General features: G+C 71.9%; 21 protein-coding genes. 6 read left to right on the top strand and 15 right to left on the bottom strand.

The genetic code is table 11. The annotated features are described in order from the left end of the window. Positions 1-17 precede the first annotated feature (17 nt). Genes L0965_RS15635 through L0965_RS15620 form a run of 4 tightly spaced genes read right to left on the bottom strand, consistent with a single transcriptional unit; the run spans position 18 to position 3717 of the window. The gene (locus tag L0965_RS15635; RefSeq protein ID WP_101306014.1) at positions 18-524 is read right to left on the bottom strand and encodes a gluconokinase; all 507 of its coding nucleotides are present in this window, start codon (positions 522-524) and stop codon (positions 18-20) included. 2 nt (positions 525-526) lie between these two features. Further along, positions 527-1555, bottom strand: a complete 1029-nt coding sequence (locus L0965_RS15630; protein ID WP_101306013.1) for a zinc-binding dehydrogenase — start codon at positions 1553-1555, stop codon at positions 527-529. Positions 1556-1571: 16 nt separating this feature from the next. Next, positions 1572-2339 carry an SDR family oxidoreductase gene (locus tag L0965_RS15625; RefSeq protein WP_060959816.1) on the bottom strand — a complete coding sequence of 256 codons (768 nt, stop codon included), beginning with the start codon at positions 2337-2339 and terminating at the stop codon, positions 1572-1574. Further along, on the bottom strand, positions 2332-3717 hold the full coding sequence (locus L0965_RS15620; RefSeq protein ID WP_060959817.1) for a GntP family permease: 1386 nt from the start codon (positions 3715-3717) through the stop codon (positions 2332-2334). Before L0965_RS15620 ends, L0965_RS15625 begins: the two co-directional genes overlap by 8 nt. Positions 3718-3884: 167 nt before the next feature. Here L0965_RS15620 and L0965_RS15615 point away from each other — a divergent pair, with 167 nt between their 5' ends. Next, positions 3885-4589, top strand: a complete 705-nt coding sequence (locus tag L0965_RS15615; RefSeq protein ID WP_060959818.1) for a FadR/GntR family transcriptional regulator — start codon at positions 3885-3887, stop codon at positions 4587-4589. A gap of 14 nt (positions 4590-4603) precedes the next feature. On the opposite strand, the gene L0965_RS15610 is transcribed toward L0965_RS15615, so the two are convergent. The 4 genes from L0965_RS15610 to L0965_RS15595 form a co-directional block, all read right to left on the bottom strand. Further along, positions 4604-5338, bottom strand: coding sequence for a fumarylacetoacetate hydrolase family protein (locus L0965_RS15610; RefSeq protein WP_101306012.1), 735 nt, complete (start codon positions 5336-5338; stop codon positions 4604-4606). Between the two features lie 52 nt (positions 5339-5390). Further along, positions 5391-6812 carry an MFS transporter gene (locus tag L0965_RS15605; RefSeq protein WP_060959820.1) on the bottom strand — a complete coding sequence of 474 codons (1422 nt, stop codon included), beginning with the start codon at positions 6810-6812 and terminating at the stop codon, positions 5391-5393. A 121-nt stretch (positions 6813-6933) separates the two neighbouring features. Continuing rightward, positions 6934-7731 carry an IclR family transcriptional regulator gene (locus L0965_RS15600; RefSeq protein ID WP_061782180.1) on the bottom strand — a complete coding sequence of 266 codons (798 nt, stop codon included), beginning with the start codon at positions 7729-7731 and terminating at the stop codon, positions 6934-6936. Positions 7732-7770: 39 nt separating this feature from the next. Further along, entirely contained in the window at positions 7771-8874 is a 1104-nt protein-coding gene (locus L0965_RS15595) for a D-2-hydroxyacid dehydrogenase (protein ID WP_232784023.1), read from the bottom strand. Positions 8875-8973: 99 nt separating this feature from the next. Between L0965_RS15595 and L0965_RS15590 the strand changes: the two genes are divergently transcribed. Together L0965_RS15590 and gndA are read left to right on the top strand one after the other, a co-directional pair. Further along, positions 8974-9903, top strand: coding sequence for an NAD(P)-dependent oxidoreductase (locus L0965_RS15590; RefSeq protein ID WP_101306011.1), 930 nt, complete (start codon positions 8974-8976; stop codon positions 9901-9903). Positions 9904-9932: 29 nt separating this feature from the next. After that, positions 9933-11426: an NADP-dependent phosphogluconate dehydrogenase gene (gene gndA / locus L0965_RS15585; protein WP_101307199.1), complete on the top strand. Its 1494-nt coding sequence runs from the start codon at positions 9933-9935 to the stop codon at positions 11424-11426. Positions 11427-11534: 108 nt separating this feature from the next. On the opposite strand, the gene L0965_RS15580 is transcribed toward gndA, so the two are convergent. From L0965_RS15580 to L0965_RS15570, 3 genes are read right to left on the bottom strand one after another with little or no spacing between them, the layout of a single operon-like run. After that, positions 11535-12548 carry a magnesium and cobalt transport protein CorA gene (locus tag L0965_RS15580; protein WP_101306010.1) on the bottom strand — a complete coding sequence of 338 codons (1014 nt, stop codon included), beginning with the start codon at positions 12546-12548 and terminating at the stop codon, positions 11535-11537. Between the two features lie 37 nt (positions 12549-12585). Further along, positions 12586-13311 carry an ABC transporter ATP-binding protein gene (locus tag L0965_RS15575; protein WP_234058001.1) on the bottom strand — a complete coding sequence of 242 codons (726 nt, stop codon included), beginning with the start codon at positions 13309-13311 and terminating at the stop codon, positions 12586-12588. Between the two features lie 50 nt (positions 13312-13361). Beyond that, the gene (locus tag L0965_RS15570) at positions 13362-14858 is read right to left on the bottom strand and encodes an ABC transporter permease (protein ID WP_101306009.1); all 1497 of its coding nucleotides are present in this window, start codon (positions 14856-14858) and stop codon (positions 13362-13364) included. A gap of 183 nt (positions 14859-15041) precedes the next feature. Between L0965_RS15570 and L0965_RS15565 the strand changes: the two genes are divergently transcribed. The 3 genes from L0965_RS15565 (at position 15042) to L0965_RS15555 (ending at position 17868) form a co-directional block, all read left to right on the top strand. Next, positions 15042-15776 (top strand): response regulator transcription factor, encoded by a 735-nt coding sequence (locus tag L0965_RS15565; RefSeq protein ID WP_060959825.1) that lies wholly within the window; start codon positions 15042-15044, stop codon positions 15774-15776. An 83-nt stretch (positions 15777-15859) separates the two neighbouring features. Then, positions 15860-17338, top strand: coding sequence for a cell wall metabolism sensor histidine kinase WalK (locus L0965_RS15560; protein WP_101307198.1), 1479 nt, complete (start codon positions 15860-15862; stop codon positions 17336-17338). Between the two features lie 71 nt (positions 17339-17409). After that, the gene (locus L0965_RS15555; RefSeq protein WP_101306008.1) at positions 17410-17868 is read left to right on the top strand and encodes a GNAT family N-acetyltransferase; all 459 of its coding nucleotides are present in this window, start codon (positions 17410-17412) and stop codon (positions 17866-17868) included. 60 nt (positions 17869-17928) lie between these two features. On the opposite strand, the gene L0965_RS15550 is transcribed toward L0965_RS15555, so the two are convergent. The 4 genes from L0965_RS15550 to L0965_RS15535 all read right to left on the bottom strand — a co-directional run bounded on the left by L0965_RS15550 (position 17929) and on the right by L0965_RS15535 (position 23734). Continuing rightward, positions 17929-19479 carry an FAD-dependent oxidoreductase gene (locus L0965_RS15550; protein WP_060959828.1) on the bottom strand — a complete coding sequence of 517 codons (1551 nt, stop codon included), beginning with the start codon at positions 19477-19479 and terminating at the stop codon, positions 17929-17931. After that, a complete protein-coding gene (locus tag L0965_RS15545) occupies positions 19479-20351 on the bottom strand; it encodes an FAD:protein FMN transferase (protein WP_101307197.1) in 873 nt (290 codons plus the stop codon). The genes L0965_RS15550 and L0965_RS15545 overlap by 1 nt, the downstream gene beginning before the upstream one ends. A gap of 26 nt (positions 20352-20377) precedes the next feature. Continuing rightward, positions 20378-20878: a hypothetical protein gene (locus L0965_RS15540; protein ID WP_060959829.1), complete on the bottom strand. Its 501-nt coding sequence runs from the start codon at positions 20876-20878 to the stop codon at positions 20378-20380. Between the two features lie 135 nt (positions 20879-21013). Then, positions 21014-23734 (bottom strand): HAD-IC family P-type ATPase, encoded by a 2721-nt coding sequence (locus L0965_RS15535; RefSeq protein WP_101306007.1) that lies wholly within the window; start codon positions 23732-23734, stop codon positions 21014-21016. Position 23735 lies beyond the last annotated feature (1 nt).

Here is a 23735-nt window from a genome sequence, read left to right as displayed (position 1 = left end):
CGGGGCGCGTCGGCCGGCTACGGGTGCGGCGCCGCGTCCAGCAGCCCGCGGGCGCGGCCGGCCACCTCGATGATGCCCCCGACGTTGTCGACGGCGACGCCGTCCTCGTCGGCCTCCAGATGCTCGAGGGTCGCGAGCTGCGACTCCAGCAGCGCCACCGGCATGAAGTGCTGACGCGACCGCATGCGCCGATCCAGCTCCGCCCGCGACACCCGCAGCTCCACGAAACGGACGTCGGGCGCGGCGGCGCGGATGCGGTCGCGGTAGCGACGGGCCAGAGCGGAGCAGGCGATCACCAGTCCCGGCGACGCGGCCAGCCGCGCGCCCACGACATCGAGCCACGGCATCCGGTCGTCGTCGTCGAGGGGCACGCCCGACTCCATCTTGGCGACGTTCGCCGGCGGGTGCAGATCGTCGGCGTCCACGAAATCGACGCCGAAATCGACGGCCAGGGCGGCGCCGACGGCGGTCTTGCCCGACCCGCTCGGCCCCATGACCACGATGCGCGCTGCGCGGTGCACCATCGTCATCCCTCCGTCGCCCCGGCGCCCGTGAAGGCGACGACGACCTTCGCGCTCACAGCCGATCGGCGGGCGGTCTCGAACGCGGCGACCGCCTCGCGCGGCGAGAACTCGTGCGTGATCACACTCTCGACGGCGGGCTGCGCGTCCAGCAGCCCGATCGCCTCCTCCATCTCGTCCAGGAAGCGGAACGCCCCACGCAGCGTCGCCTCCTTCGCCACGAGCGGGGCGAGGTTCACGGGGCGGGGCTCGTTCGGCAGCATCCCGATCTGCACGACCGTGCCGCGTCGGCGCACCGCCGCGATCGCCGTGCTCACCGCGGCGGCGGCCCCGGAGCACTCCAGGACCACGTCGTAGGCGTCATCGGGGATCGCATCGACGCCGACCCGCCAGACGCGATCCGCACCGACCGCGCTCGCGCGCTCCAGCGCCTCGGGGAGGAGATCCGACACCTCGACGCTCGCGGCCCCGCGGGCGCGGGCCGCCACCGCCGCCAGCAGGCCGATCGGCCCCGCGCCGCACACCAGCACGCGCGCGCCGGTCATCTCCCCCGCCCGGGAGGCCCCGTGGAGCGCCACGGCCAACGGTTCGGCCAGGACCGCGCGACGCACGGGAAGCGTGTCCGGGAGCGGGCGCACCATCGACGCCTCGACAGTGACGTACGCGGCCATCGCCCCCTGGGTGTGCGGCGTCGTCGAGGCGCTACCCAGGTACGAGCCGCCGGGCCAGAGATGCGGCGCCTCCGCGAGCGCGGGAGTGCGCTGCCCGAAGCGCGCGGGATGCACCGTCACCGGCGCCCCCTCGGCCAGCGCCCCCGACGGGTCGTGGGCGACCCAGCCCGACACCTCGTGCCCGGGAACGAGCGGCTCGGTCACGACGAACGCGCCGTTCGCGCCGTCGAAGTAGTAGTGCAGGTCCGATCCGCAGATCCCGACGTACCCCACGCGCAGCAGCACCTGTCCGGGCGCGCAGGCGGGCAGCAGGCGGTCCTCGACCGTCAGCGCCTCGCGCGCGCTGATGACAACAGCATCCATCGTTCTCTTCTCTCGATCACACGACCGCGGTCATGCCGCCGTCGACGAACAGGTTCTGCCCGCTCACGAAGTCGCTCGCCGCGGAGGCCAGGAACACGAGCGGACCCCGCAGCTCCGACACCCGACCCCAGCGCCCCGCCGGCGTGCGCTGCGACACCCAGGCCGTGAACTCGGCGTCGGCCACGAGCGCCGCGTTCATCTCGGTCGCGAAGTAGCCCGGCGACAGCGTGTTGACCTGGATGCCGTGGCCGGCGAGGTCGGCGGCCATGCCCCGGGTGAGCTGGGCGATCCCGCCCTTGCTGGCCGAGTACGGGGCGATCGTCCGCCGGGCCAGGGCCGACTGCACGGAGGCGATGTTGATGATCTTGCCCGAGCCGCGCGCGATCATGCCGGGAGCCACGAAACGCGAGACGTAGAACGCGCTCGAGAGGTTCGTGGCGATCACGTCGTCCCAGTCCGACACCGAGAACTCGGCGAACGGGGCGCGGCGCTGGATGCCGGCGTTGTTGACCAGGATGTCGGGGACGCCGACGCGCGCCGTCAGCTCGGCGATCGCCGCTTCGACGGCCGCGGCATCCGTCACGTCGAAGACGACCGTCTCCGCGCGCGCGCCGGTCCGCTCGGCCAGCAGGTCGGCGCTGGCGTCGACCGTCGCGCGATCGCGGCCGTGCACCACGACCCGCGCCCCGGCATCGGCCAGGCCTGCGGCGAGACTCTGTCCGAGGCCGCGCGACGACCCGGTGACGAGGGCGAGCCGGCCGGTGAGGTCGAAGAGCTCAGACAAGGGACACCGCCCCGAAGATCACGAGGACGAAGGCGAAGCCGACGACCGATTCCAGCGCCTGCTGCACGGTCCAGGTCTTCAGCGTCGTCTTCACGTCCATGCCCATCAGCCTCCCGACGAGCCAGAAGCCCGAGTCGTTGACGTGGCCGGCGAAGACCGACCCGGCGGCCGTCGCCAGGACGACGCAGGCGACCTGCAGGGGGCTGAAGCCGGCGGCGAGGACCGCGGGCGAGACCAGGCCCGCGGCCGTGACCAGGGCCACCGTCGCCGAGCCCTGGGCGACGCGCAGGACGACCGCGATGAGGTAGGCGGCGAAGATGACCGGGATGCCGATCGAGGCGAGCGAGTCGGACAGCGCGGTGCCGATGCCGGAGGCCCGCAGCACGCCGCCGAACATGCCGCCGGCGCCGGTGATGAGCACGACGGAGCAGATGGGCCCGAGGGCGGAATCGACGATCTTCTCGAGCGCCGTCCCGTGCACACCCCGGCGGGTGCCGAGCACGAACAGGGCGACGAGCACGGAGATGAGCAGGGCGATCTGGCTGGTGCCGATCAGGCGCAGCGCCTGCACCCAGACGAGCGTGCCGTCCACGACCCCGGCGGACACGAGCGCCGACATGCCCGTGTTGAGCAGGATCAGCACGAGCGGGATCGCGAGCACCCCGATGACGGTGCCGGCCTTGGGCGGGTTGGTCGGCTCGACGTCGCGGCCGCCGAAGAGGTCGACGATCGCCAGCGGGATGCGCTTGTCGGTGAACTTCGCCCACAGGTAGCCGGTGAGGTACCACGTCGGCAGCGCGACGACGAGACCGATGAGGAGGACGAGCCCGAGATTCGCTCCGTACGTCTCACTGGCCGTGATGGGCCCCGGGTGCGGCGGCACGAAGACGTGCATGACCGAGAACGCGGCAGCGGCACTGATGCCGTAGAGCAGCATGTGCTTGCCGCCGATGCGTCGTCCGACGGCGAAGATCACCGGGAGCATCACGATGAGTCCCGCGTCGAAGAACATCGGGAATCCCATGATGAGCGAGGCCACGCCGAGGGCGAACGCGGCCCGTTTCTCACCGAAGACGGACACCATCTTCTCGGCCAGCACGCGCGCACCGCCCGACGTCTCCACGAGCGCGCCCAGCATGGCGCCGAGACCCACGAGCAGCGCCACGGCGCCGACGGTGCCGCTGAAGCTGTCGATGAGCACCTTGCCCACGCTGTCGATCGGGATGCCGGTGACGAGCGCCGTGAGCAGCGAGACGAGCACGAGCACGAGGAAGGCGTGCATCCTCGCTCCGATGATGAGGACGAGGATCAGGGCGATCGCGCCGGCCGCGATGAGCAGCAGGGGCACGGCGCCCAGGGTCTGTGTCCAGTCTTGCATGGGGCTTCTCCGATGAATCGTCCATGCGCCGGGGTCGTTCCCGGCGGCGTCACCACGCTGACACAAAAGTAGTACTTATTGCAACCCATTGATCATACTTTTTCCCGGCGACCCCTCCTCCGCGGCGCACCCGCACCGGTAGCGTGGGCCGGGACAGAAGGACACCGATGCCCCCCACGACCCCGACCGCGTCGCACGCGCACATCGTCGAGACCCTCGGCCGCCGTATCGCCGGCGGCGAGCTCAGCCCCGGCACGGGCATGACCGTCGCAGCGTTGGAGCAGGAGTTCGCGGCCTCCCGCACCGTCGTGCGCGAAGCGGTGCGCGTGCTCGAGGCCCACGGGTTCCTGCGCTCCCGACGCCGGGTCGGCCTGGTCGTGCGCCCGCGGGAGGAATGGGACAGTCTCGATGCGAACGTCATCGAGTGGAGCCTCGACGGCCCGCGCCGCCGCGACGTGCTGGTCGAGCTGACCGAGCTGCGCATCGCCGTGGAGCCGATCGCCGCCCGGGTGGCGGCGGAGCGCGGCAGCGATGCCGACCGCGCGCGGCTCCTGGAGCTGGCCGTGCGATTGAGCGAGCTCGGCGCCGAGGGACTCGGAGACTCCGACGAGTACCTCGAGGTCGACATCGCCTACCACTCGCTGCTGCTGCAGGCGGGCGGCAATCCGCTGTTCGGCAAGCTCAGCGCGCCGATCGCCGAGATCCTGCGCGGACGCGCCGTGCGCGGCCTCACCCCCGGAATGCCGCGCGTGGGGACGCTGGAAGCGCACGTGGCGACGGCCCGGGCGATCACCCTCCGCGACGGGGCGACGGCCGAGGCCTCGGCGCGCGAGCACCTCACGCTCGTCTCCCGCGAGGTCGCTCACCTCTGACCGGGACGCCGCCCTCACGCGGTCGGCGTCGTGAGGCGCACCGCGCCCACCACGACATCCATCCGCTCACCCGGCCTCACCTCACCGGCACTGAACGGCGCCCCCATCATCACGACGTCGCCGGGGCCGAGCGGCGTCCACGACGCCACGTAGGCCAGGCAGTCGCGGATCGGGACCGGCAGGGCCGCGGCATCCGTCTCGGCGACCGCCGCGCCGTCGATCTCGAGACGCAGCGCGACGCGGTCGATGTCGGCCGCGGTGTCGATCCACGGGCCGAGCGGCGTGTAGCCGATGCCCGACTTGGACTCGAAGTTGCGCACGTCCACCGTCGCACGATCGGGACTGGACAGATCGTTCACGGCGGTCACGCCCAGCACATAGCGCTCCGCCGTCTGCGCGGTGAGACCGGCGGTGTCGCGGCCGATCACGACCGCAATCTCGCCTTCCGCGACCGTGCGGCCCGCGTCACGGCGCAGGCGGACCGCGACGCCGGAGGCGACCACCGTGCGGGGGCTCTTCAGCCACGCCTGGACGGGCGCGACGTGATCGGGGCCGTTCTGCGCGATGCCGACGAGCACCCCCGGGTCGGCCGGCGCCAGCAGCACGGCATCCCCTCGCGGCGCGCCGGTGTCGACCGGGAGCGTCCCCGACGCGAAGGCCGCGAACGGCGAGCCGATCGGGACCGGACCGTCGGGACTCCACCTCACATCGACGATCTCCCCTCCGATGCGGGCGCGACCGATCAGCACGGGAAGTCCCCCGCGAACTCCCCCGCGAACTGCCCCGGACGCGCGGACCGCGTCACCAGCGGACCGTCCGGATCGTCACGGTCGTGGAGGACACGCCCTCCCCCGACTCGTCGCGCGACACCTTCACGGCGTCGTCCAGGCGCGTGAGGTCTCGCCGCAGCGTCTCGGGGACGAGGAAGGTGGAGGCCGTGGTGATGAGGGCCAGCGTGGCCATGTAGATGCCGAGGAGCACCCAGTTGCCGCCGCTGACGGCGATCAGGTAGGCACCCAGCACGCCGGCCAGACCGCCCGCGAGCACCGCGGACAGCTCGCGCGCCATCGCGACGCCGAGGTAGCGGTGGCGGTTGCCGAACAGCTCGGGCAGCATCGCGCACTGCGGTCCGAGCATGACGTTCACCCCGAAGCCGATGCCGACGGCGATCACCGCGATGGCGATCGCGTGGTTGCCGAGGGTGAGCAGCCACCAGGCGGGGAAGGCGTACGCGAGCAGGAACAGCGAGCCCATCCGGTAGACGGTGCGCCGTCCCATCCGATCCGACAGGGCGCCCGACAGCGGGACGGTGAAGATGCCGATGAGCGAGCCCAGCGTGACGCCCCAGGTCAGCAGGCTCTTGTCGGCGTTGTGCCCGGCGACGGCGACGAAGAAGGTGAGCGCGAGGGTGTTGAACATGTACGAGCCGCCGTTCTCGGCCATCCGCAGACCGATGCCGACGATCACGCCGGGCAGGCCGTGGCCGAAGATCTCCCGCACCGGACGGTCGTTGATCTGCTCATGCTTCTCCAGCTCGACGAACGTCGGCGTCTCGCGAAGGCGCATGCGGATGAAGAGAGCGACGAGGATGAGGGCGAACGAGCACAGGAACGGGACGCGCCACCCCCACGTGAGCAGCTGGTCATCGGGCAGGAGGGTGATCAGACTGAAGACCACGGCGGCCAGCAGCGTGCCGGCCTGGATGCCGATGAACGGCAGCGCCGAGAAGAAGCCGCGTCGGCGCACCGGGGCGTACTCCGCCATGAGCACGGTCGCACCCGCCTGCTCGGCGCCGGCGCCGAAGCCCTGCAGAAGGCGCATGAGCACGAGGAGGGCCGGCGCCCACAGGCCGATCTGCGCATAGGTGGGCAGCAGGCCGATGGCGGTGGAGGCTCCGCCCATCAGGAGGATCGTGATGACGAGGACCCACTTGCGCCCGAGGCGGTCGCCGAGCACGCCGAAGAACAGGCCGCCGAACGGGCGGGCGACGAAGCCGACGCCGAAGGTCGCGAACGCCGCCACCGTCGCCATCGCCGGGTCGTCCTGCGAGAAGAAGAGCACGTTGAAGATCAGCGCGGTCGACAGCCCGTAGAGGGCGAAGTCGAAGTACTCGAGCGCGCTGCCGATGCTGGAGGCCAGCGTGGCCCGGCGAAGGTTCGCCGCGTACTCGGGGTCGTCGGCCGCACTCGCGGTGACGGGGGGTCGAAGCTCTGTCACTGCCATCTCCTTTGATCGGCACGGCTGGGCCGCGTGTGCGATCAGAGTATCAACCCAGTGGACATAGTTCAATATGTTGAACGCAGTCGGCGCGCAGAAGATCGCTTCCCGGGCCGGCGCGAGGTCGTCAGCCGCGACGTGCGGCCGCGCTGAACGGGTTCGTCAGCTGGCGCGCGACGTCACGGAGAGCCGCGGCGACGGCGTCGACATGCTCCGGCGTCGCCTCGGCGACGGGGATGCCGACACCGATCGCGAGCTGCGGGTCGCCCGGCGCCCACCCCTCGAGCGGGACGGCGACGCCCACGATGCCCGGGAACGACTCCTCGGCGTCGAGTGCCCACCCGCGCTCGCGCGCCTCGACGAGCCGGCTCAGCAGCCCCGCCAGATCGCGCGTCGAGTTCTGCGTCACCGGGGGGAAGACCGCGTCCCGCCCGACGAGGGCCGTCACCTCGGCATCCGTCAGCGTGGAGAGCATCGCCCGCCCCGTCGCGCTGAGGGCCGCGGGCAGCCGCGAGCCCAACGGGGTCCCGATGCGCAGCGAGCGCGACCCCTCGTGCCGGGCGATGTAGAGGGCGTCGGCACCGTCGAGGATCGCGATCTGCACGAGCTCGCCGGCGAGCACCGGCGAGGCGTCGCAGATGTCGTAGAACTCCCGCACCTGGTTGAACTGCGCGGCGAAGGCGCCGCCCAGCTCGGCGGTGCGCAGTCCGAGGCGGTACCCCTGGGCACCGCGCTCGATCATGCGCGCCGCCTCCAGCGCGAGGCAGAGGTTCGCGGTCGACGATTTCGCCAGCCCCAGCCCTCCGGCGATCTCGGTGAGGTTGAGCGGTCGGCGCGCCTCGGCCAGAAGCTCCAGCAGGCGGATGCTGCGGGTCACGGCGGGCGCAGGGTCGCGTCCGGCGCGGTCATCGAGGTCGTCGCTCATGGTCCTCCTTCGCGCGGAGTCCGCCGGCACGCGCGGACGTCAGTAGAACTCGACCGTATCGACAACCGCGTGCATCGGCGCGCCATCGAGCAGCCGCGTCGCATCCGACGCGAACCGCCGCGCGATGCGCTCCTCCTCGCGACTGCTCAGTGCCGCCGTGTGGGGGCTCACCAGCACGCGCGGGTGCGACCAGAGCGGGGACTCGCGCGGAAGGGGCTCGACCTCGAACACGTCGAGAGCCGCGAAGGCGACCGTGCCGTCGTCGAGCGCTGCCAGCAGCGCACGCTCGTCGATGACGCTGCCGCGCCCGACGCTGGCCAGGAGGAGTCCGGGGCGCGCCGCGGCGAAGATGCGCGCGTCGATGAGGTGGTGCGTCTGCTCCGTTCCGGGAAGGGTGACGACGACGGCATCCGCCTGCGCCACCGCGTCGGCGAGCTCGTCGAGCGGCACGAGCCGATCGACGCCGGCGACGGGCTCTCCCGAGCGCGTCGTCCCCCAGACACGCGCACCGAGCGCGTGGAACCGCTCCGCGCAGGCGGAGCCGATGCCCCCCAGCCCGACGACGAGCACGGTGAGCTCGTCCAGGTGGCGCATCTCCCAGCGCGCCGACGGCCATTCCCGCGCGGCCTGGTCGCGCTGCAGCCGCGGCAGGTCCTTCGCCCCGGCGAGGATGCCGAAGACGGAGAACTCGGCCAGCGCCGCACCGTGGACGCCCGCGGTGGTGCTGAAGACGATCCGCTCCAGCGCCTCGGGCGCCAGCTGCGCCGCGCGCACCTGAGCACCGCCGCCGGCGGCGGTGGTCATCACCCAGCGCAGACGCGGATTGGCGGCGACGGTGCGCGCCAGGGCCGCCGGCTCGACATCGGGGATGCCGAACAGCGCGTCGGCCGAGTCCACCATGCGCTCGTAGCGCTCCTGCTGGGCCGGCGTGCGCCGGAAGGAGGGATCGCCCGACCAGTCGGCCGGACCGCGCATCGGGGGGACCAGCTCGTGATCGCGCACCAGCTGCACGCGCGGCTCGAGCGCTTCGATGAGGCGGCAGAGCTCCTCCCGCAGCGGCACGGCGGCGACGGCGCGCAGCGACGGCGCCGTCGGGGACCCCGCATCGGGGGACGGGGTGATCTCCATCGACGTGTCCGACATGCGTGATCCCTTCATCGGGTGGGCGTGATCACCACTCTATCGCACGTCCACTTTGTTGAACATTGTCCATCCTGTTGGACAGCCGCTATCGTGGCCTCCATGACCCTTCCTCTCGATGACGAGAACGTCCGCCTCGGCGTGATCGGTGTGGGCGCGATGGGAGCGCCGATGGCGCGTCGCCTGCTGCACGCCCGCGGATCCCTGAGCGTGTTCACGCGATCCCCGCGCCCCGACCTCGAGGCCGGCGGTGCCACGCTCGTCGCGACACCGCGCGAGCTCGCGGCCCGCAGCGACGCGATCCTCGTGATGCTCCCCGACCTCCCCGAGCTGGAAGCCGTCCTGGACGGCGAGGACGGGCTGCTCGCCGGCGCGGACGCCCTGCTGCTGATGATCGGCTCGACCTCGTCGCCCACCGGCGTGCGCGCGCTCGCCGAGCGTCTCCATCGGACCAGCGGCGGGGCGATCCGGGTCGTGGACTGTCCCGTCTCCGGCGGGGCGGACGGCGCGGAAGACGGCACCCTGTCCATCATGATCGGCGGCGCCGGCGACGACGCGGCCCGCGCGGCGGCGCTCCTGGCTCCGTGCGGGCGCGCCGTACATCTCGGACCGCTGGGCGCCGGCGAGGTCGCCAAGGCGTGCAACCAGCTCGTCGTCGCGGCGACCATCACGGCGCTCGGCGAGGCGACCGAGCTCGCCGCGCGGTCGGGGCTGGATCTGGACGCCCTGTGGGCGCTCCTGTCCGGCGGCTACGCGGGCTCGAACCTCCTCACCAGCCGGCGGCACCGACTGGTCTCCGGCGACGACTCCCCCTCCGGCGCCGCCAAATACATGGTGAAGGATCTCGGCTTCGCCGCCGACGTGGCCGGGGCCACCGGCATCCACCCCGCTCTGCTGCCCGCCCTGCGCAACATCTTCGACGAGATCGTCGCGGAGGGACTCGGCGACCGGGACATCTCGGTGACGCGTCGGCTCACCGCCCGTCGTCATGCTGCGCCGACGACCCCCGCGGCGGACTACGCTGACTTGTGAATCCCCGACTGATCCCTGAGGAGTTCGACGTGCCCGAACAGACCGCTGCCGAGACCACCACGCCCGTGTCGCCCACGGCCAACATCGGAGTCGTCGGGCTCGCGGTGATGGGCTCGAACCTCGCCCGCAACCTCGCCTCGCGCGAGGGCAACACCGTCGCCGTCTTCAACCGGTCGCGTTCCAAGACCGATGAGCTCGTCGCCGAGCACCCCGAAGCCGGCTTCGTGCCCGCCTTCTCCTACGAGGAGTTCGCCGCCAGCCTGCAGAAGCCGCGCACGGCGCTGATCATGGTCAAGGCCGGCGGCCCGACCGATGCGGTCATCGACGAGCTGATGAACGTCTTCGAGCCCGGCGACATCATCATCGACGGCGGCAACGCCCTGTTCACCGACACCATCCGTCGCGAGAAGGCCGTGCGCGAGCGCGGGTTCAACTTCGTCGGCATGGGCGTCTCGGGCGGTGAGGAGGGCGCCCTCCTCGGCCCGTCGCTCATGCCCGGCGGTCCCGACGAGGCGTGGGTCACGCTCGGCCCCATCCTCCGCTCCATCGCGGCGGTCGCCGAGGGCGAGCCGTGCGTCACCCACATCGGTCACGACGGCGCCGGCCACTTCGTGAAGATGGTGCACAACGGCATCGAGTACGCCGACATGCAGCTCATCGCCGAGGCCTACGACCTCATCCGTCGCGCGACCGGCAAGACCCCCGCCGAGATCGCCGACGTGTTCGCGCAGTGGAACACCGGCGAGCTCGAGAGCTACCTCATCGAGATCACGGCCGAGGTGCTGCGCCAGGTGGATGCCGAGACCGGTGCGCCGCTGGTGGATGTCATCCTCGACCAGGCCGGCGCCAAGGGCACCGGCGGCTGGACCGTGCAGACGGCGATCGACCTCGGTGTGCCCGTCTCGGGCATCGCCGAGGCGGTGTTCGCCCGGTCGCTGTCGAGCCACCCCGAGCAGCGCTCGATCTCCGGAGGCCTTCCGGGACCGGACGACGACGGCGCCGCGCCCCTGAGCGGCGCGGAGGCCGATGCGTTCATCGAGCAGGTGCGCCTGGCCCTCTACGCCTCGAAGATCGTCGCCTACTCGCAGGGCTTCGACGAGATCCGCGCCGGCGCCGCGCACTACGACTGGTCGATCGACCTCGGCGCGGTCAGCAAGATCTGGCGCGCCGGCTGCATCATCCGCGCCCAGTTCCTCAACCGCATCGCCGACGCCTACGCCGCCGAGCCCGACCTCGCGGTGCTCCTGACGGCGCCGTACTTCGTCGACGCGCTCACGCGTGCGCAGGATGCCTGGCGCACCATCGTGGCGCGGGCCGCCGCCGCCGGCATCCCGGCGCCCGCGTTCTCGTCGTCGCTCGCGTACTACGACGGCCTGCGCGCACAGCGTCTGCCGGCGGCGCTCATCCAGGGTCAGCGCGACTTCTTCGGAGCGCACACCTACAAGCGCATCGACAAGCCCGGCACCTTCCACACGCTGTGGTCCGGCGACCGCACCGAGATCGAGGCCGAAGACACCCACTGAGGCGGGCGACGCGGCTGAGCGGGGCGTTTCGACCCGCTGCGCGCGCTCAACGACCGGGACGGCAACCACCGGTCGTTGAGCGCGCGGCGCAGCCGTGAGCCGAAACGCCTAGAGCCAGTCCTTCTTCTTGAAGACCACGTAGAGCCCCGCGCTCACGGCCGCCATCAGCCCGAGGGCGAACGGATACCCCCAGGGCCACGCCAGCTCCGGCATGTGCTGGAAGTTCATGCCGTAGATGCCGGCGACGAGCGTCGGCGCGAAGCCGATCGCCGCCCACGACGAGATCTTCTTGACCTGGTCGTTCTGCTCGATGCTCCGGCGCGTCATCTCGCTCATCTGATCGTTGCGACGCTGGTCGACGAGCGTCGCGTGGATCGTCAGCGCGTTGTCGAGGGTCTCGCGGAACGCCGCGACCCGCGCGTCGATGTACCGGGCCCGGTCGGCGAGCTCGCGGTAGCCGGGTGCCTCGCCGTTCGGCGTCCGGAGGGCGACGTAGTGCTCGAGCCTGTCCATGATGGCCGGCAGCGGCGCCGTCGCGTGTCGCAGGTCGATCACCTCGCGCTGCAGGGCGAAGATGCGCCGGGACACGCCCTCGTCCTCGCCGAACAGCTCCTCCTCGATCTCGTCGATGTCGTGCTCGATGCCGTCCATCACGTCGCGGTAGCCCCGGGTGACGTACTCGAAGGTCCCCCAGAGCACGCCCAGCGGTCCGCGCGCGGCGATGTCGGGATGCTCGTCGAGTAGCGCGCGCAGCCGGTCGACGTCGACCGCGCCGTCGCCGGAGATCACGACGAAGAAGTCGGCGCCCACGAAGAGGTCCACCTCTCGGCACTGCACCGTCTCGGTGGTGTCGTCGTACTGGGAGGGCTGGACGACGACGTACAGATGGTCGCCGAAGCGCTCCAGCTTCGAGCGCTGATGCGTGCGGAGGGCCGTGGCGACGCCGAGGCGCTCCAGGTGGAGCACCTCGGCGAGCTCGTGCACGTCGTCGTCGGTCGGCGCGGTCAGCCCGATCCACAGCATCCCGCCGCGTCGGCGCGCCTCGGCGAGCGCCTCGGCCGGGGAGGCATCGATCGGGTGGGCGATGCCGCCGTCGTAGACGACGCACTGGGGCTGGGCCATGAGAGCCACCCTAGGCCCCGCCCCGGTGCGTCGCGCGTCAGCGGCTGATGTCGCGGACGGTCCCCTTCTCCAGGCGCAGCCGACGGCGTGCGCGCTTCGCGACCGCGGAGTCGTGCGTCACCATGACCAGCGTCAGCCCCTCCGCATTGAGCTGCTCGAGCACCACGAGGATCTCGTCGCGCATGTGCTCGTCGAGATTGCCCGTGGGCTCGTCCGCGAGCAGCACGCGGGGGCGCTTCGCGATGGCGCGCGCGATCGCGACGCGCTGCTGCTGACCGCCGGACAGCTCACCCGGGCGGTGGGCGCCGCGGTCGGACAGCCCCACGTGGTCGAGCGCCTCGGCGACCCGCACGTCGCGCTCGGCCCGGTCGAGTCCGAGCGGTTCGAGGCCCATCGCGACGTTCTCCGCCGCGGTCAGCGTCGGGATGAGGTTGAACGCCTGGAACACGAAGCCGATCTCGTGGGCGCGCAGGCGCTCCAGGTCCGCGCCGGATGCCGAGGCCAGGTCGGTCTCGCCGATGACGACGCTCCCGGTGGTCGGCGTGTCGAGCGCCCCCAGCAGCTGCAGGAGCGTCGACTTCCCGCCGCCGGTCGGCCCCTGGATGGTCACGAACTCTCCCGTGGGGATCTCGAGGTCGACGCCCCGGAGCGCCTGGACCTCGCGCCCCTTCTGTCGGTAGGTCTTCGTGACGGCGGTCAGCCGGTAGGCGGGCGCGCCGGCGGGGTCGGCGGCGCGCCCGACGGTCGGGTCGATGAGGGTCATGTCGGAGCTCTCTTCGTTACGGGGGTCGGTGGGGTGGGATGCGGTGGCGTTCACGAGACGGCTCGCAGTGCCTCGGCGGGGCTCAGGCGGGCCGCGCGCCATCCGCCGAAGGCACCGGCGACGAGGCCGCCGGCCACAGCGAGGCCGAGTGCGAGCGCGATGATCCAGACCGAGAGGGGCGCGTGCAGGACGATGTCGGTGGCGGTCTGTGCGAGCTGACCGAACCCGCCCTGGCCTCCTCCCGGGGCCTGTCCCATGCCGCCGGGGCCTCGCCCGCCCGTCGTCGTCGCGGGCGTGGAGGAGATCGTGGGCGCGATGACGTTGATGATGACCACGCCGATCAGGCCGAGCACGACACCGGCGATACCGCCGATCAGCGCCTGCACCATCGACTCCCCCGCGACCTGGCCGACGACGCGCGAGTTGGACCAGCCGATCGCCTTGAGCGTTCCCAGCTCACGCGTACGACGCGAGATGCCGGAGATCGTGAACAGCACGGCCAGGGCGACGGCGACGGCGAGCACGATGATCGACAGCCACGTCCCGAGGCTCGTGATGAGCGAGCTCGCGCTCGAGAGGGAGCCGGAGACGGTCGAGGCGAGCTCGGACTGCGAGCTCACGGTCGCGTCCGGCAGCACGGCGGCCAGCGCCGTCTGCACGTCGGCGATGCGATCGCTGGAGGTCGCCTGGACGTACACCGCCGACACCACGTCGCCCGCGCCGGACAGCGTCTGGGCCACGTCGAGGGGGATGTAGACGTTCGCCGCCGTGTCGGCCGACGAGGAGGCGGACGCCACGATGCCGACGACCTCGAAGCTCGTGCCGCCGATGTCGATCGTGCCGCCGACGGCGACGTCCGCGGTCGCGGCGTAGGTGGCATCCAGCACCGCGACGTCGGAGCCGGCGTCGCTGGAGTCGAGGGCACGCCCGTCGCTCAGCGAGACCGCCGAGAGCGGTCCGACCGCCGTCGCGGACGGGTCGATGCCGAGCACCGTGAAGGAGTCGACGCCGAACGACCCGCCGCCGAAGCCGCCGCCGCCCTGGCCACCCTGGCCGCCCTGCCCCTGCTCGGGCATCGTCCCGGTGCCGTCGCCGGTGCCGGCGTCGGAGGGCGCCTGCGGCAGCTCGCCGCTGAAGGTCATGTTCGTCAGGCTGAGCGCACCCGTGGCGGCCGACACCCCGTCGACATCCGCCACCGTCTCCAGCACCGAGGCGTCCAGCGTGCTGCGTCCGAAGTCCGTGACCAGTCGCGACTGACTGAGGGTCGTCGTGCCGTCGGTCCCGGTCTGACCGCCGCCCTCACCGAAGTCGAAGCGGCCGCCGCTGCCGGGGCCGCCCGAGCCCGGCTCGGCCTGGGCGCCCGTGACGGTGAGGTCGGTGCCGACGCCGTACACCGACTGCAGCGCTTCGGCCTGCGCGTCCCGGATGCCCGCCGACAGCGCGTTGACCATGATCACCAGTGCGACGGCGACGGCGAGACCGATGGCCACGATCGTCGTCTGCTTCTTCCGGCCGGACAGCTCGCGGCGCAGATATGTCCAATACATCGAGTCCCCTTCTGGCGCCCGCTGCGGTGTGCGCGGCCACGCCGACGCCTCGACGGTAAGAGGGGCGTCGATGTGCCGTCTCGGTCCGGGTTAGGCAGGAGCTATGAGTGCGGGCCGGCGATACACAGCAGGCTCATAGTGCTCGGCATAGGTTCCTCACAGGAGGGGCACGAGAATAAACCCATGACCGCTCTCGCCGCCGCTCCCACCCTCCACCGTCCCGACGGTTCGGCCCTCCGCGTGCTCGTCGTCGACGACGAGCAGATGCTCACCGACCTGCTGTCGATGGCGCTGCGGATGGAGGGCTGGGACGTCCGTACCGCCGGTTCCGGCTACGACGCGCTCTCCCAGGCACGCGAGTTCGACCCCGACGCGATGGTGCTCGACATCATGATGCCCGACCTGGACGGCATGTCGGTGCTGCAGCGGCTGCGGCACGCGGGCAACGACGTGCCCGTGCTCTTCCTCACCGCGAAGGATGCCGTGGCGGACCGCGTCGCGGGCCTCACCGCGGGCGGCGACGACTACGTGACCAAGCCCTTCAGCCTCGAAGAGGTGGTCGCACGTCTGCGCGGCCTCATGCGGCGAGCCGGCACGGCGACCGCCGGCACGGCCGACCCGATCCTCCGGGTGGGCGAGCTGACGCTCAACGAGGACTCGCACGAGGTCATGCGCGGCGACGCGGAGATCGAGCTGACCGCCACGGAGTTCGAGCTCCTGCGCTTCCTCATGCGCAACCAGCGGCGCGTCGTGTCGAAGGCGCAGATCCTCGACCGCGTCTGGAACTACGACTTCGGCGGTCGCTCGTCGGTCGTCGAGCTCTACATCTCCTACCTCCGCAAGAAGATCGACGCCGGACGCGAGCCGCTCATCCACACGGTCCGCGGCGTCGGCTACATGATCAAAGCCCCTCAGTGAGCGCCACGACCCCCTCATCCCCCGGGCGTCACGTGCGCCGGCGCTGGAGCCTGCAGACCCGCCTGATCACGGCCGTCGTCGGCATGGTGACCCTCATCCTGGCGATGATCGGCCTGGCCACGAGCGCGCTGCTCGGCAACATCCTGTCCGGTCAGCTCGACACGCAGGTGCGCGACGCCGCCGGCAGCGTGAGTGCGCAGCTGGTCGGTCCGCACTCCGACTACGGCTCGGTCGAGACGGCGCTGAGCGTCCTCCAGGACGCCCGCGTGCGCACCCCCGGCGTCCTGCTGGTCGTGCGCTCCCCCACTGCCCTCGACGGGGCCTACCTCGACGGCAACACCGTCAACCAGCTCACCGACGCCCAGGTGCAGCAGATCGTGACCGCCTTCGACACCTCTCCCGCGACGACCGCCACCGTCGACGACCTCGGCGCCTACCGGCTGTTCACGACCCGCGCCGGCAACAACTACGTCATCGCCGTCGGGCTGCCGCTGTCGTCCATCAGCTCGACGATCGCCCAGATCCTCACGACCGTCGCCCTGGTCACGACGGGCGGCCTGCTCCTGCTGGCGGCGGTCATCGCGATCGTGATCCGACACTCGCTCCGACCGCTGCGCGCCGTCGCGGCGACCGCCACCCGGGTGGCGGCCCAGCGACTGGACTCGGGCGACGTGACGATCACCGAGCGCGTCCCGGCGACCGAGGCCGATGCGAGCGACGAGATCGGTCGGGTCGGCGCGGCGTTGAACTCGCTGCTCGATCACGTCGACGTCTCGCTGACCGCGCGCCAGCGCAACGAGGAGCGCATGCGCGCCTTCGTCGCCGACGCGAGCCATGAGCTGCGCACCCCGCTCGCCGCCATCCGCGGGTACTCCGAGCTGTCGCTGCGCTCTCTGCGGACGGTCCAGGCGGCCGGCGACGCCGCGACCGCGACGCAGGTCGCCGTCAGCGCCGAACAGTCGGAGCAGAGCCTGGAGCGCATCCAGTCGGCGTCGCTGCGGATGACGGCCCTGGTCGAGGATCTCCTGCTGCTCGCGCGCCTGGACGAGGGCAAGGAGCTCGTCTACGGCGCGGTCGATCTGACACGTGTCGTGCTGGACGGCGTCGCCGACGCGCAGGTGGCCGGTCCCGAGCACCAGTGGCAGCTGGATGCCACGGAGGAACCCGTGGTCGTCGCCGGCGACGCCATGCGCCTGCACCAGGTGATCGCGAACCTCCTGACCAACGCGCGCGTCCACACCCCCGTCGGCACCACCGTCACCGCATCCATCGCGCTCGTCGACGGCGAGGCCGTCGTGCAGGTCGCCGACGACGGCCCCGGCATCGCCCCGGAGATCGCGGGAGAGCTGTTCGAGAGGTTCTCGCGCGCCGACACCTCACGCGCCCGGCAGACGGGCGGGACGGGGCTGGGACTCTCGATCGCGCAGGCGATCGTGACGGCCCATCACGGCACGATCACGGTCGACAGTGTGCCGGGCCGGACGGTGTTCGAGGTGCGCCTGCCGGCGCGGCCCGCCACCCCCGGGGCGGAGGGCGCCTCGACCGCCGTCGACGCCGCCTGACGGCGACGTCCGCGAGCGGCGGCCGGCATCCCGGTTCGCCTCCTCACGGTCACGACTGGTTGACTTAGTGCGTGGATCTCGAGCGGTGCCGTGCGGCTGATGTCGGGGCGCTGACGGCCTTCCTCACAGCGGTGGACCTCACGCTGAGCGGACTGGACGCACCGAGCGTGCGATTGTGGCTCGAACGCGACGGGACGGGTGCGATCGTCGGCAGCGTCGGCTACGAGATCAGCGGCGACGGCCGTCATGCGCTGATCCGCAGCGTCGCCGTCGGCCCGACGCGGCGTTCCCGTGGTCGCGGCACCGCGCTGGCGCGCTTCGCGCTCGAGCGTGCCGTCGCGGAGGGCGCCCGGAGGGCGTGGCTCTTCAGCCGCCGGTCGGGCCCGTTCTGGCAGAGCCTGGGCTTCGAGCCGGCCGACCGCGACGAGCTCGTCGCGACGTTTGCGGACACCCATCAGGTGCGTATGTTCCAGCAGACCGGACGGCTGAGCCGAGAGGTCGCCTGGTCGCGCCCGCTCGCCGCGGGCTGACCCGCGCGCGGGCGGCTCACGATCCCGCCCGAGACGGGGCGGCCGGGTCGCGGCCGGGGCTCAGTAGCCGGAGAAGGCGTCCGTCGTCAGGGAGCGCGCCTTCTCGAGCGCGGGCGCGAGATCGGCGATGAGACGCGGCGGCCCCGAGATGTAGGCATGGCGCGCAGCGAGGTCGGGAACCACCTCGAGCAGGCCGTCGGCGTCGAGTCGGACGCCGCGGGCCCAGCGCCAGTGCGGCGGCAGGGTGGAGGGCTCGTTGCGCGTGAAGACGATCACGGGGATGCCGGCATCCTCCAGGTCGCTGCGGAACGCGAGCTCCTCGGCATCCGAGGCGACGTAGACGAAGACGACGTCGCGGTCCTCGCCGGACAGGCGCAGGTGACGCAGCTGGGACACGAACGGCGTCACGCCGATGCCCGCGGCGACCATCAGGACGGGGGCGGACGGCCGCGCCGGCAGGACGAAATCGCCCCAGACGCCGGTGACGGCGAGCCTCTGGCCGGGCTCGACGAGGGCGAGCGCCTTCTTGTAGCTGGACTGCGATCCCTCCCGCAGTGCGATGCGCACCTCCGGGAGCTCTTCGGGGGCGGAGACGATGCTGAACTCCCGCCGGGTGCCGCGCGCGTCGGGGCGCGGGTGCGGCACCTCGAGCTCGAGGTACTGCCCCGACACGAAGCGGAAGCGCCGCTCGGCACGGAACGAGAGCTCACGCACCGTCGGGGTCAGCGCCACGCGGTCCTGGAACGTGAGGCGGACGGCCGTGCGGGCGGCGAAGGCGAACGCGAGGAGGTTGCCGATGAGCAGCGCGCGCTCCTGGCCGAGGCTGACGTCGCCGATGTCGATGGGCCAGCCGGCCAGCACGCCCACGAGCGCCGCCACGGCGAACTGCTGCCAGCGACGGGGCGGGAGGGTGAGCGGCTCGGACAGCATGAAGGCGCCGAGGAACAGGAACGGCGACGACCACAGGATGTTCCAGAAGACGGTGCCGGTGTCGAGGGCGAGTCCCGCCTGCTGATACTGCACCGATGTGCGCACGAACGCGACCGCGACCGCGATCAGCAGGAACAGCGTGATGATGCGCACCTTCTCGGTGCGCACGAGCACCACCAGTCCGAGCAGGATCACCGGGCCGGCGAGGAACGGGGATCCCACCCACCAGGCCGAGGCGCCGAGGTCCGGAAGCCAGACGCTGAGGATCGTGAGGACGGTGGCGCCGACGGCGGCCGGGTTGAAGATGTGTCGCCCCTGCCACACCAGCAGGTACTTGGATGCCGAGGCCACCACGCCCGCCACGACGACGCCCACGAGTCCCAGCGGCTCGACCGTGGGCCGGAGCACGAACAGCAGGATGAGCGCGGTGATGAGGGAGGACTCCCAGCGCCAGTCCTTGCCGAGGAAGCGGTGCGCGACGGCATCCGTGCCCGCACACGCCAGCGCGAGGACGGCGACGGTGGCCAGCAGCTCCCACGGCGACGGCCCCACCGCGCCGAACAACGACAGCACGAACGAGATCGCCGCGAGCACGGCCAGGGCGAGCACGACCAGTCGGTACATGGAGACGCGGCCGAGCACCGCGAGGGTGCGGTTCCAGGCGGCGGTCAGCGAGGTCATCACAGGAACAACTCTGCCTTACTGTCGGGCGACCACTCCACGCGGCCGTCGGTGGTCATGCGGACCCACGCGACGCCGTGGGCATGGGCGAAACGCGGTCCGCCGTCGAAGAAGAGCGCGGTCGCCGCGGCATCCGCGGTCATCGCGTCGGGCGCCACCGCCCACGTGGCGGCGATCGTCCGCACCGGCTCCCCCGTCCGGGCGTCCAGGACGTGGTGCAGGCCGCCGCCGTCCGCGCCCGGCCACGAGCGGCGCTGCGTCGCCGACGCGCACAGGGCCGCATCCGTCACCTGCCACACGCCGATCGCACGCGCGGCGTCGAAGGGATGCTCCAGGGCGATGGTCTCGCTGCCGCGGAGGGCGATGTCGCCGCCCGCGTCGACCGTGACGTCACCGTCGGTGCGGGGGGCGAGGGTCGCGAGCACCAGATCGACCAGGCGTCCCTTCCCGAGCGCCCCGACGTCGATCGTGGCGGCCTCCCGCAGCGTCAGGGTCCCGTCGGTCCACGTCAGCAGTTCCCGCCAGCGTGCCGGCGCCGACTGCGCGCCGCGATCGACGAGGCCGTAGCGGGCGTCGTATCCGCGGCGCGCGAGCGCGTCGCCCACGAGGGGGTTGACCGCCCCTTCGGTGGACTCGCTGAGTGCGCCGTACAGCTCGAGCATCGCGGCGGCGTCGGCGGGAGCCGGGATCGCGCCGGGCTCCGACGCGAGGGGCGCGATCCGCGCATCCGGACGGAACCGTGACCAGGTCCGGTCGAAGTCGTCGATGAGCGCGCTCACCGCGGTGCGGAGAGCCGGTGCGAGCGGCGCCGACGTGTCGATCCGCCACCGCGTGCCGATCGCCTCGAACTCCCACCGGGCCCGCTCGAGCATGTCGCCTCCGCGCGGCGGCGTCGCCGTCACGCCTTCGCTTCGGACTTGATCTCCGCGATGGCCGTGTTGAACCCGCCGCTCGTGAGCGACGATCCCGCGACGCGCGACACCGAGATCTCGTCGATGTTCTTGCCGACGACCTCGCTGCTGATCCCGCCGATGAACTGGCTCTGGTACTGCTCCGACTCGCGCTTGGTGGGGTTGCCCGACACCTCGACGCTCGTGATGACGTCGTCGGCCAGGGTGACGGTGACCGAGATGGTCTCGACGGACTCGGGGGTCGAGTAGGAGCCGTCCGCGGTGTACGTGCCGTCCTTATAGACGCTGGTGGACGCGGTCGACTCCGCCGCGGCGGTCGACGAGGGCGTCGCGGATGCCGTGGCGGCGGTCGTCTTCTCCGGCGTGGAGCTGGCCGTCGCGTCGGCCGTCGTCGTGGCCGAGCAGCCCGCGAGGGCGACCATGCCGAGAACGGACGCGGCGGCGGCGCCGGCGCGGACGGAACGGGGTACGGCGGTGGTGCGGATCATGATGGTCCTCCTTCTGTCGTGCCCTGCCGCTTCAGATGCACGGGGGCGCATCGCGGTGGCAGTTCCACGGTAGCGGGGGCCGGGTTGGCGTCTGCCAGGCGTTGCCTATGCATTCGCATTGAAAGACGCGCCCGCTCAGCGCACCGCCGCGACGTCCGGGCCCGACCGACGCCGCAGCGCCTTGAGCCCTTCCACCGCGAAGAACACCGCGACCGACATGCCGACCGGGAGGATCCAGCCCACCGCATCCAGGGGTTCGGAGCCGAACAGCCCATTGAGGAACGGCAGGTAGGTGTACAGCACCTGGAGCACGATGAGAGCGAGCGCCGACCACCAGATGACCGGGTTGCCGCGCAGGACGTCCACCGTGAGGCTCGATCGCCCGAGGAAGCGGCAGTTGAGCAGGAACGCCAGCTGACCGAACGCGAGCATCGCGACGGCCTCCGTGCGCGCGACGTCGACGTCCGAGCCGCGCGCGAGCGAGAGGGCGAACACCGCGAGCGTCGCGCCGCCGATCAGCAGCGACACCGAGAGCACGAAACCGAGCTCTCGGGCCGACACGATGGATCCGCCCGTGGCGCGCGGCGGACGGGTCATGATCCCGCGCTCGGCCGGCTCGTAGGCGAGCGCGAGCGACAGGGTGACGGCGGTCACCATGTTCACCCACAGCACCTGGACGGGTGTCAGCGGGAGGGTCAGGCCGAACAGCACGGCGACGAGGATCACCAGCGACTGCGCGCCGTTGGTCGGCAGCAGGAAGACGACCGACTTGCGGAGGTTGTCGTAGATGCGCCGTCCCTCGGCGATGGCGCTGCGGATCGTCGCGAAGTTGTCGTCGGCCAGGACGATCTCGGCGGCCTCCTTCGTCGCCTCGGTGCCCTTGATGCCCATCGCGATGCCGACGTCGGCACGGGTGAGCGCGGGAGCGTCGTTGACGCCGTCGCCGGTCATCGCGACGACCTCGCCGTGCGACTGCAGGGCGCGGACGATACGGATCTTGTGCTCGGGACTCGTGCGGGCGAACACGTCGACCCCGCGCACGACGGCCTTCAGCTGCTCCTGACTGAGCGCCTCCAGCTCGGCGCCGGTCAGCACCGGGGCGTCCTCGTCGGCGACCAGACCCATCTCGCGGCTGATCGCCCGGGCGGTGCCGGCGTGGTCACCGGTGATCATCTTCACGCGGATGCCGGCGGCATGGCAGTCGGCGATGGCGGCGATGGCCTCGGGACGCGGCGGGTCGACGATGCCCCACAACCCGAGGAGCTCCAGGTCCTGGAGGTCGTCGACCTCGACAGTGGTGGCGCGGGTGGGCTTGCGTGCGGCGGCGAGCACGCGCAGGCCCTGCCCGCTGAGCTCGTCGACCGCCCGCTCCCAGAAGCCGCGGTCGAGCGGCTCCGAGCCGTCGGCCCCGCGCTGGGTCAGCGCGCGGTCCAGGAGGCGGTCGGGCGCGCCCTTGACCAGGATCGCGCGCGAGCCGTCGGCGCTCTCGTTGAGGGTCGCCATGAACTTGTGGGCCGAGTCGAAGGGCACGACGCCGATACGGCGCGTGCCGGCGGTGTCCACTCCCCCCTTCATCGCGACGACCTTCAGCGCGCCCTCGGTGGGCTCTCCGACAAGCGCCCAGCCGGCGGCGCCGGCCCGCTCGGCATCCGCTCCCGCGGAGACGCGCTCGAGGGACGCGTCGTTGCACAGGTCGGCGACGGCGAGGAGGGCCGCGAGATCGGCGCCGCCGGCCGGCGCGATGTCGCCGGCGGGGTCGTAGCCGAGGCCGGACACCTCGTAGCGTGCGACGGGCGTGACGATCGTGCGGACGGTCATCTCGTTCTTGGTGAGCGTGCCGGTCTTGTCGGAGCACACGGTGGTCACCGACCCGAGGGCCTCCACCGCGGGGAGCTTGCGCGTGATCGCGTGGCGCCGCGCCATCTGCTGCACGCCGATCGCCAGCGTGATGGTGACGAGGGCGGGCAGGCCCTCGGGGATCGCGGCGACGGCGAAGCCGATGGTCGCCGACACCAGCTCGGGCAACGGCATCTGGTGGAGGTAGCGGCCGATGACCATCATCGTCAGCGCCATGCCGAGGATCACCAGCGTGAGCTTGCGGCCGAAGGCGTTCAGCTGGGTGGTGAGCGGCGTGTCGAGCGATCCGGCGTCGCCGACGAGCGCCTGGATCTTGCCGATCTCGGTGGACGAGCCCGTGCCCGTCACGATGCCGAGGCCCTGTCCGGCCGTCACGATGGTCCCGGAGAAGGCCATCGATGAGCGGTCGCCCACGCCGGCGTCGCCGGCGACGGGGGCGCGGTCCTTCGACGACGACACCGACTCGCCGGTCAGCGCCGCCTCGTCGATCCGCAGCTGGGTCGCCTCCGCCAGCCGGACGTCGGCGGGGACCTTGTCGCCCGGCATGAGTCGCACGAGATCGCCCGGCACGAGATCGGCCGCCGGCACCGTCGCCCACCGGCCGTCGCGACGCACGGTCGCGTCGGACGAGAGCATGCCGCGGATGCCCGCCAAGGCCTTCTCGGCGCGCCCCTCCTGCACGTAGCCGATGACGGCGTTGATGATCGCGACCGCCATGATCACCCAGAAGTCCAGCCAGTCGCCCATCACCGCCTTGATGGCGGCGGCGGCGAGCAGGATGTAGATGAGCGTGTCGTTGAAATGCGACAGGAAACGGAGCCACGCGGGGGTCCGCTGGGGCTCGGGCAGGAGGTTCGGCCCGACGACATCGAGTCGCGACGTCGCTTCGGACGTGGTCAGGCCGGCGTCGTCGACGCGCAGCGCGCGCCGCACCTCGTCGACCTCACGTGCGTGCGGGCCTGCGACGGTGAACTCGGCGTCGACGGTGGGAAGGGTCATA

This window comes from Microbacterium sp. NFH-22A-Y (assembly GCF_021401375.1).
Classification (GTDB): Bacteria; Actinomycetota; Actinomycetes; order Actinomycetales; family Microbacteriaceae; genus Microbacterium; species Microbacterium hominis.
Note: the sequence above shows the minus strand (reverse complement) of the source record. Positions and strands in the feature narration are given on the sequence as shown.

Bases quoted from the DNA above. Each gene is read 5' to 3' on its own strand.
- L0965_RS15590 (WP_101306011.1), top strand. From the start codon at position 8,974: ATGACCCTTCCTCTCGATGACGAGAACGTCCGCCTCGGCGTGATCGGT.
- L0965_RS15600 (WP_061782180.1), bottom strand. From the start codon at position 7,731: ATGAGCGACGACCTCGATGACCGCGCCGGACGCGACCCTGCGCCCGCC.
- L0965_RS15540 (WP_060959829.1), bottom strand. From the start codon at position 20,878: ATGATCCGCACCACCGCCGTACCCCGTTCCGTCCGCGCCGGCGCCGCC.
- L0965_RS15565 (WP_060959825.1), top strand. From the start codon at position 15,042: ATGACCGCTCTCGCCGCCGCTCCCACCCTCCACCGTCCCGACGGTTCG.
- L0965_RS15595 (WP_232784023.1), bottom strand. From the start codon at position 8,874: ATGTCGGACACGTCGATGGAGATCACCCCGTCCCCCGATGCGGGGTCC.
- L0965_RS15630 (WP_101306013.1), bottom strand. From the start codon at position 1,555: ATGGATGCTGTTGTCATCAGCGCGCGCGAGGCGCTGACGGTCGAGGAC.
- L0965_RS15620 (WP_060959817.1), bottom strand. From the start codon at position 3,717: ATGCAAGACTGGACACAGACCCTGGGCGCCGTGCCCCTGCTGCTCATC.
- L0965_RS15635 (WP_101306014.1), bottom strand. From the start codon at position 524: ATGGTGCACCGCGCAGCGCGCATCGTGGTCATGGGGCCGAGCGGGTCG.
- L0965_RS15580 (WP_101306010.1), bottom strand. From the start codon at position 12,548: ATGGCCCAGCCCCAGTGCGTCGTCTACGACGGCGGCATCGCCCACCCG.
- L0965_RS15575 (WP_234058001.1), bottom strand. From the start codon at position 13,311: ATGACCCTCATCGACCCGACCGTCGGGCGCGCCGCCGACCCCGCCGGC.
- L0965_RS15560 (WP_101307198.1), top strand. From the start codon at position 15,860: ATGGTGACCCTCATCCTGGCGATGATCGGCCTGGCCACGAGCGCGCTG.
- L0965_RS15550 (WP_060959828.1), bottom strand. From the start codon at position 19,479: ATGACCTCGCTGACCGCCGCCTGGAACCGCACCCTCGCGGTGCTCGGC.
- L0965_RS15615 (WP_060959818.1), top strand. From the start codon at position 3,885: ATGCCCCCCACGACCCCGACCGCGTCGCACGCGCACATCGTCGAGACC.
- L0965_RS15605 (WP_060959820.1), bottom strand. From the start codon at position 6,812: ATGGCAGTGACAGAGCTTCGACCCCCCGTCACCGCGAGTGCGGCCGAC.
- L0965_RS15535 (WP_101306007.1), bottom strand. From the start codon at position 23,734: ATGACCCTTCCCACCGTCGACGCCGAGTTCACCGTCGCAGGCCCGCAC.
- L0965_RS15545 (WP_101307197.1), bottom strand. From the start codon at position 20,351: ATGCTCGAGCGGGCCCGGTGGGAGTTCGAGGCGATCGGCACGCGGTGG.
- L0965_RS15570 (WP_101306009.1), bottom strand. From the start codon at position 14,858: ATGTATTGGACATATCTGCGCCGCGAGCTGTCCGGCCGGAAGAAGCAG.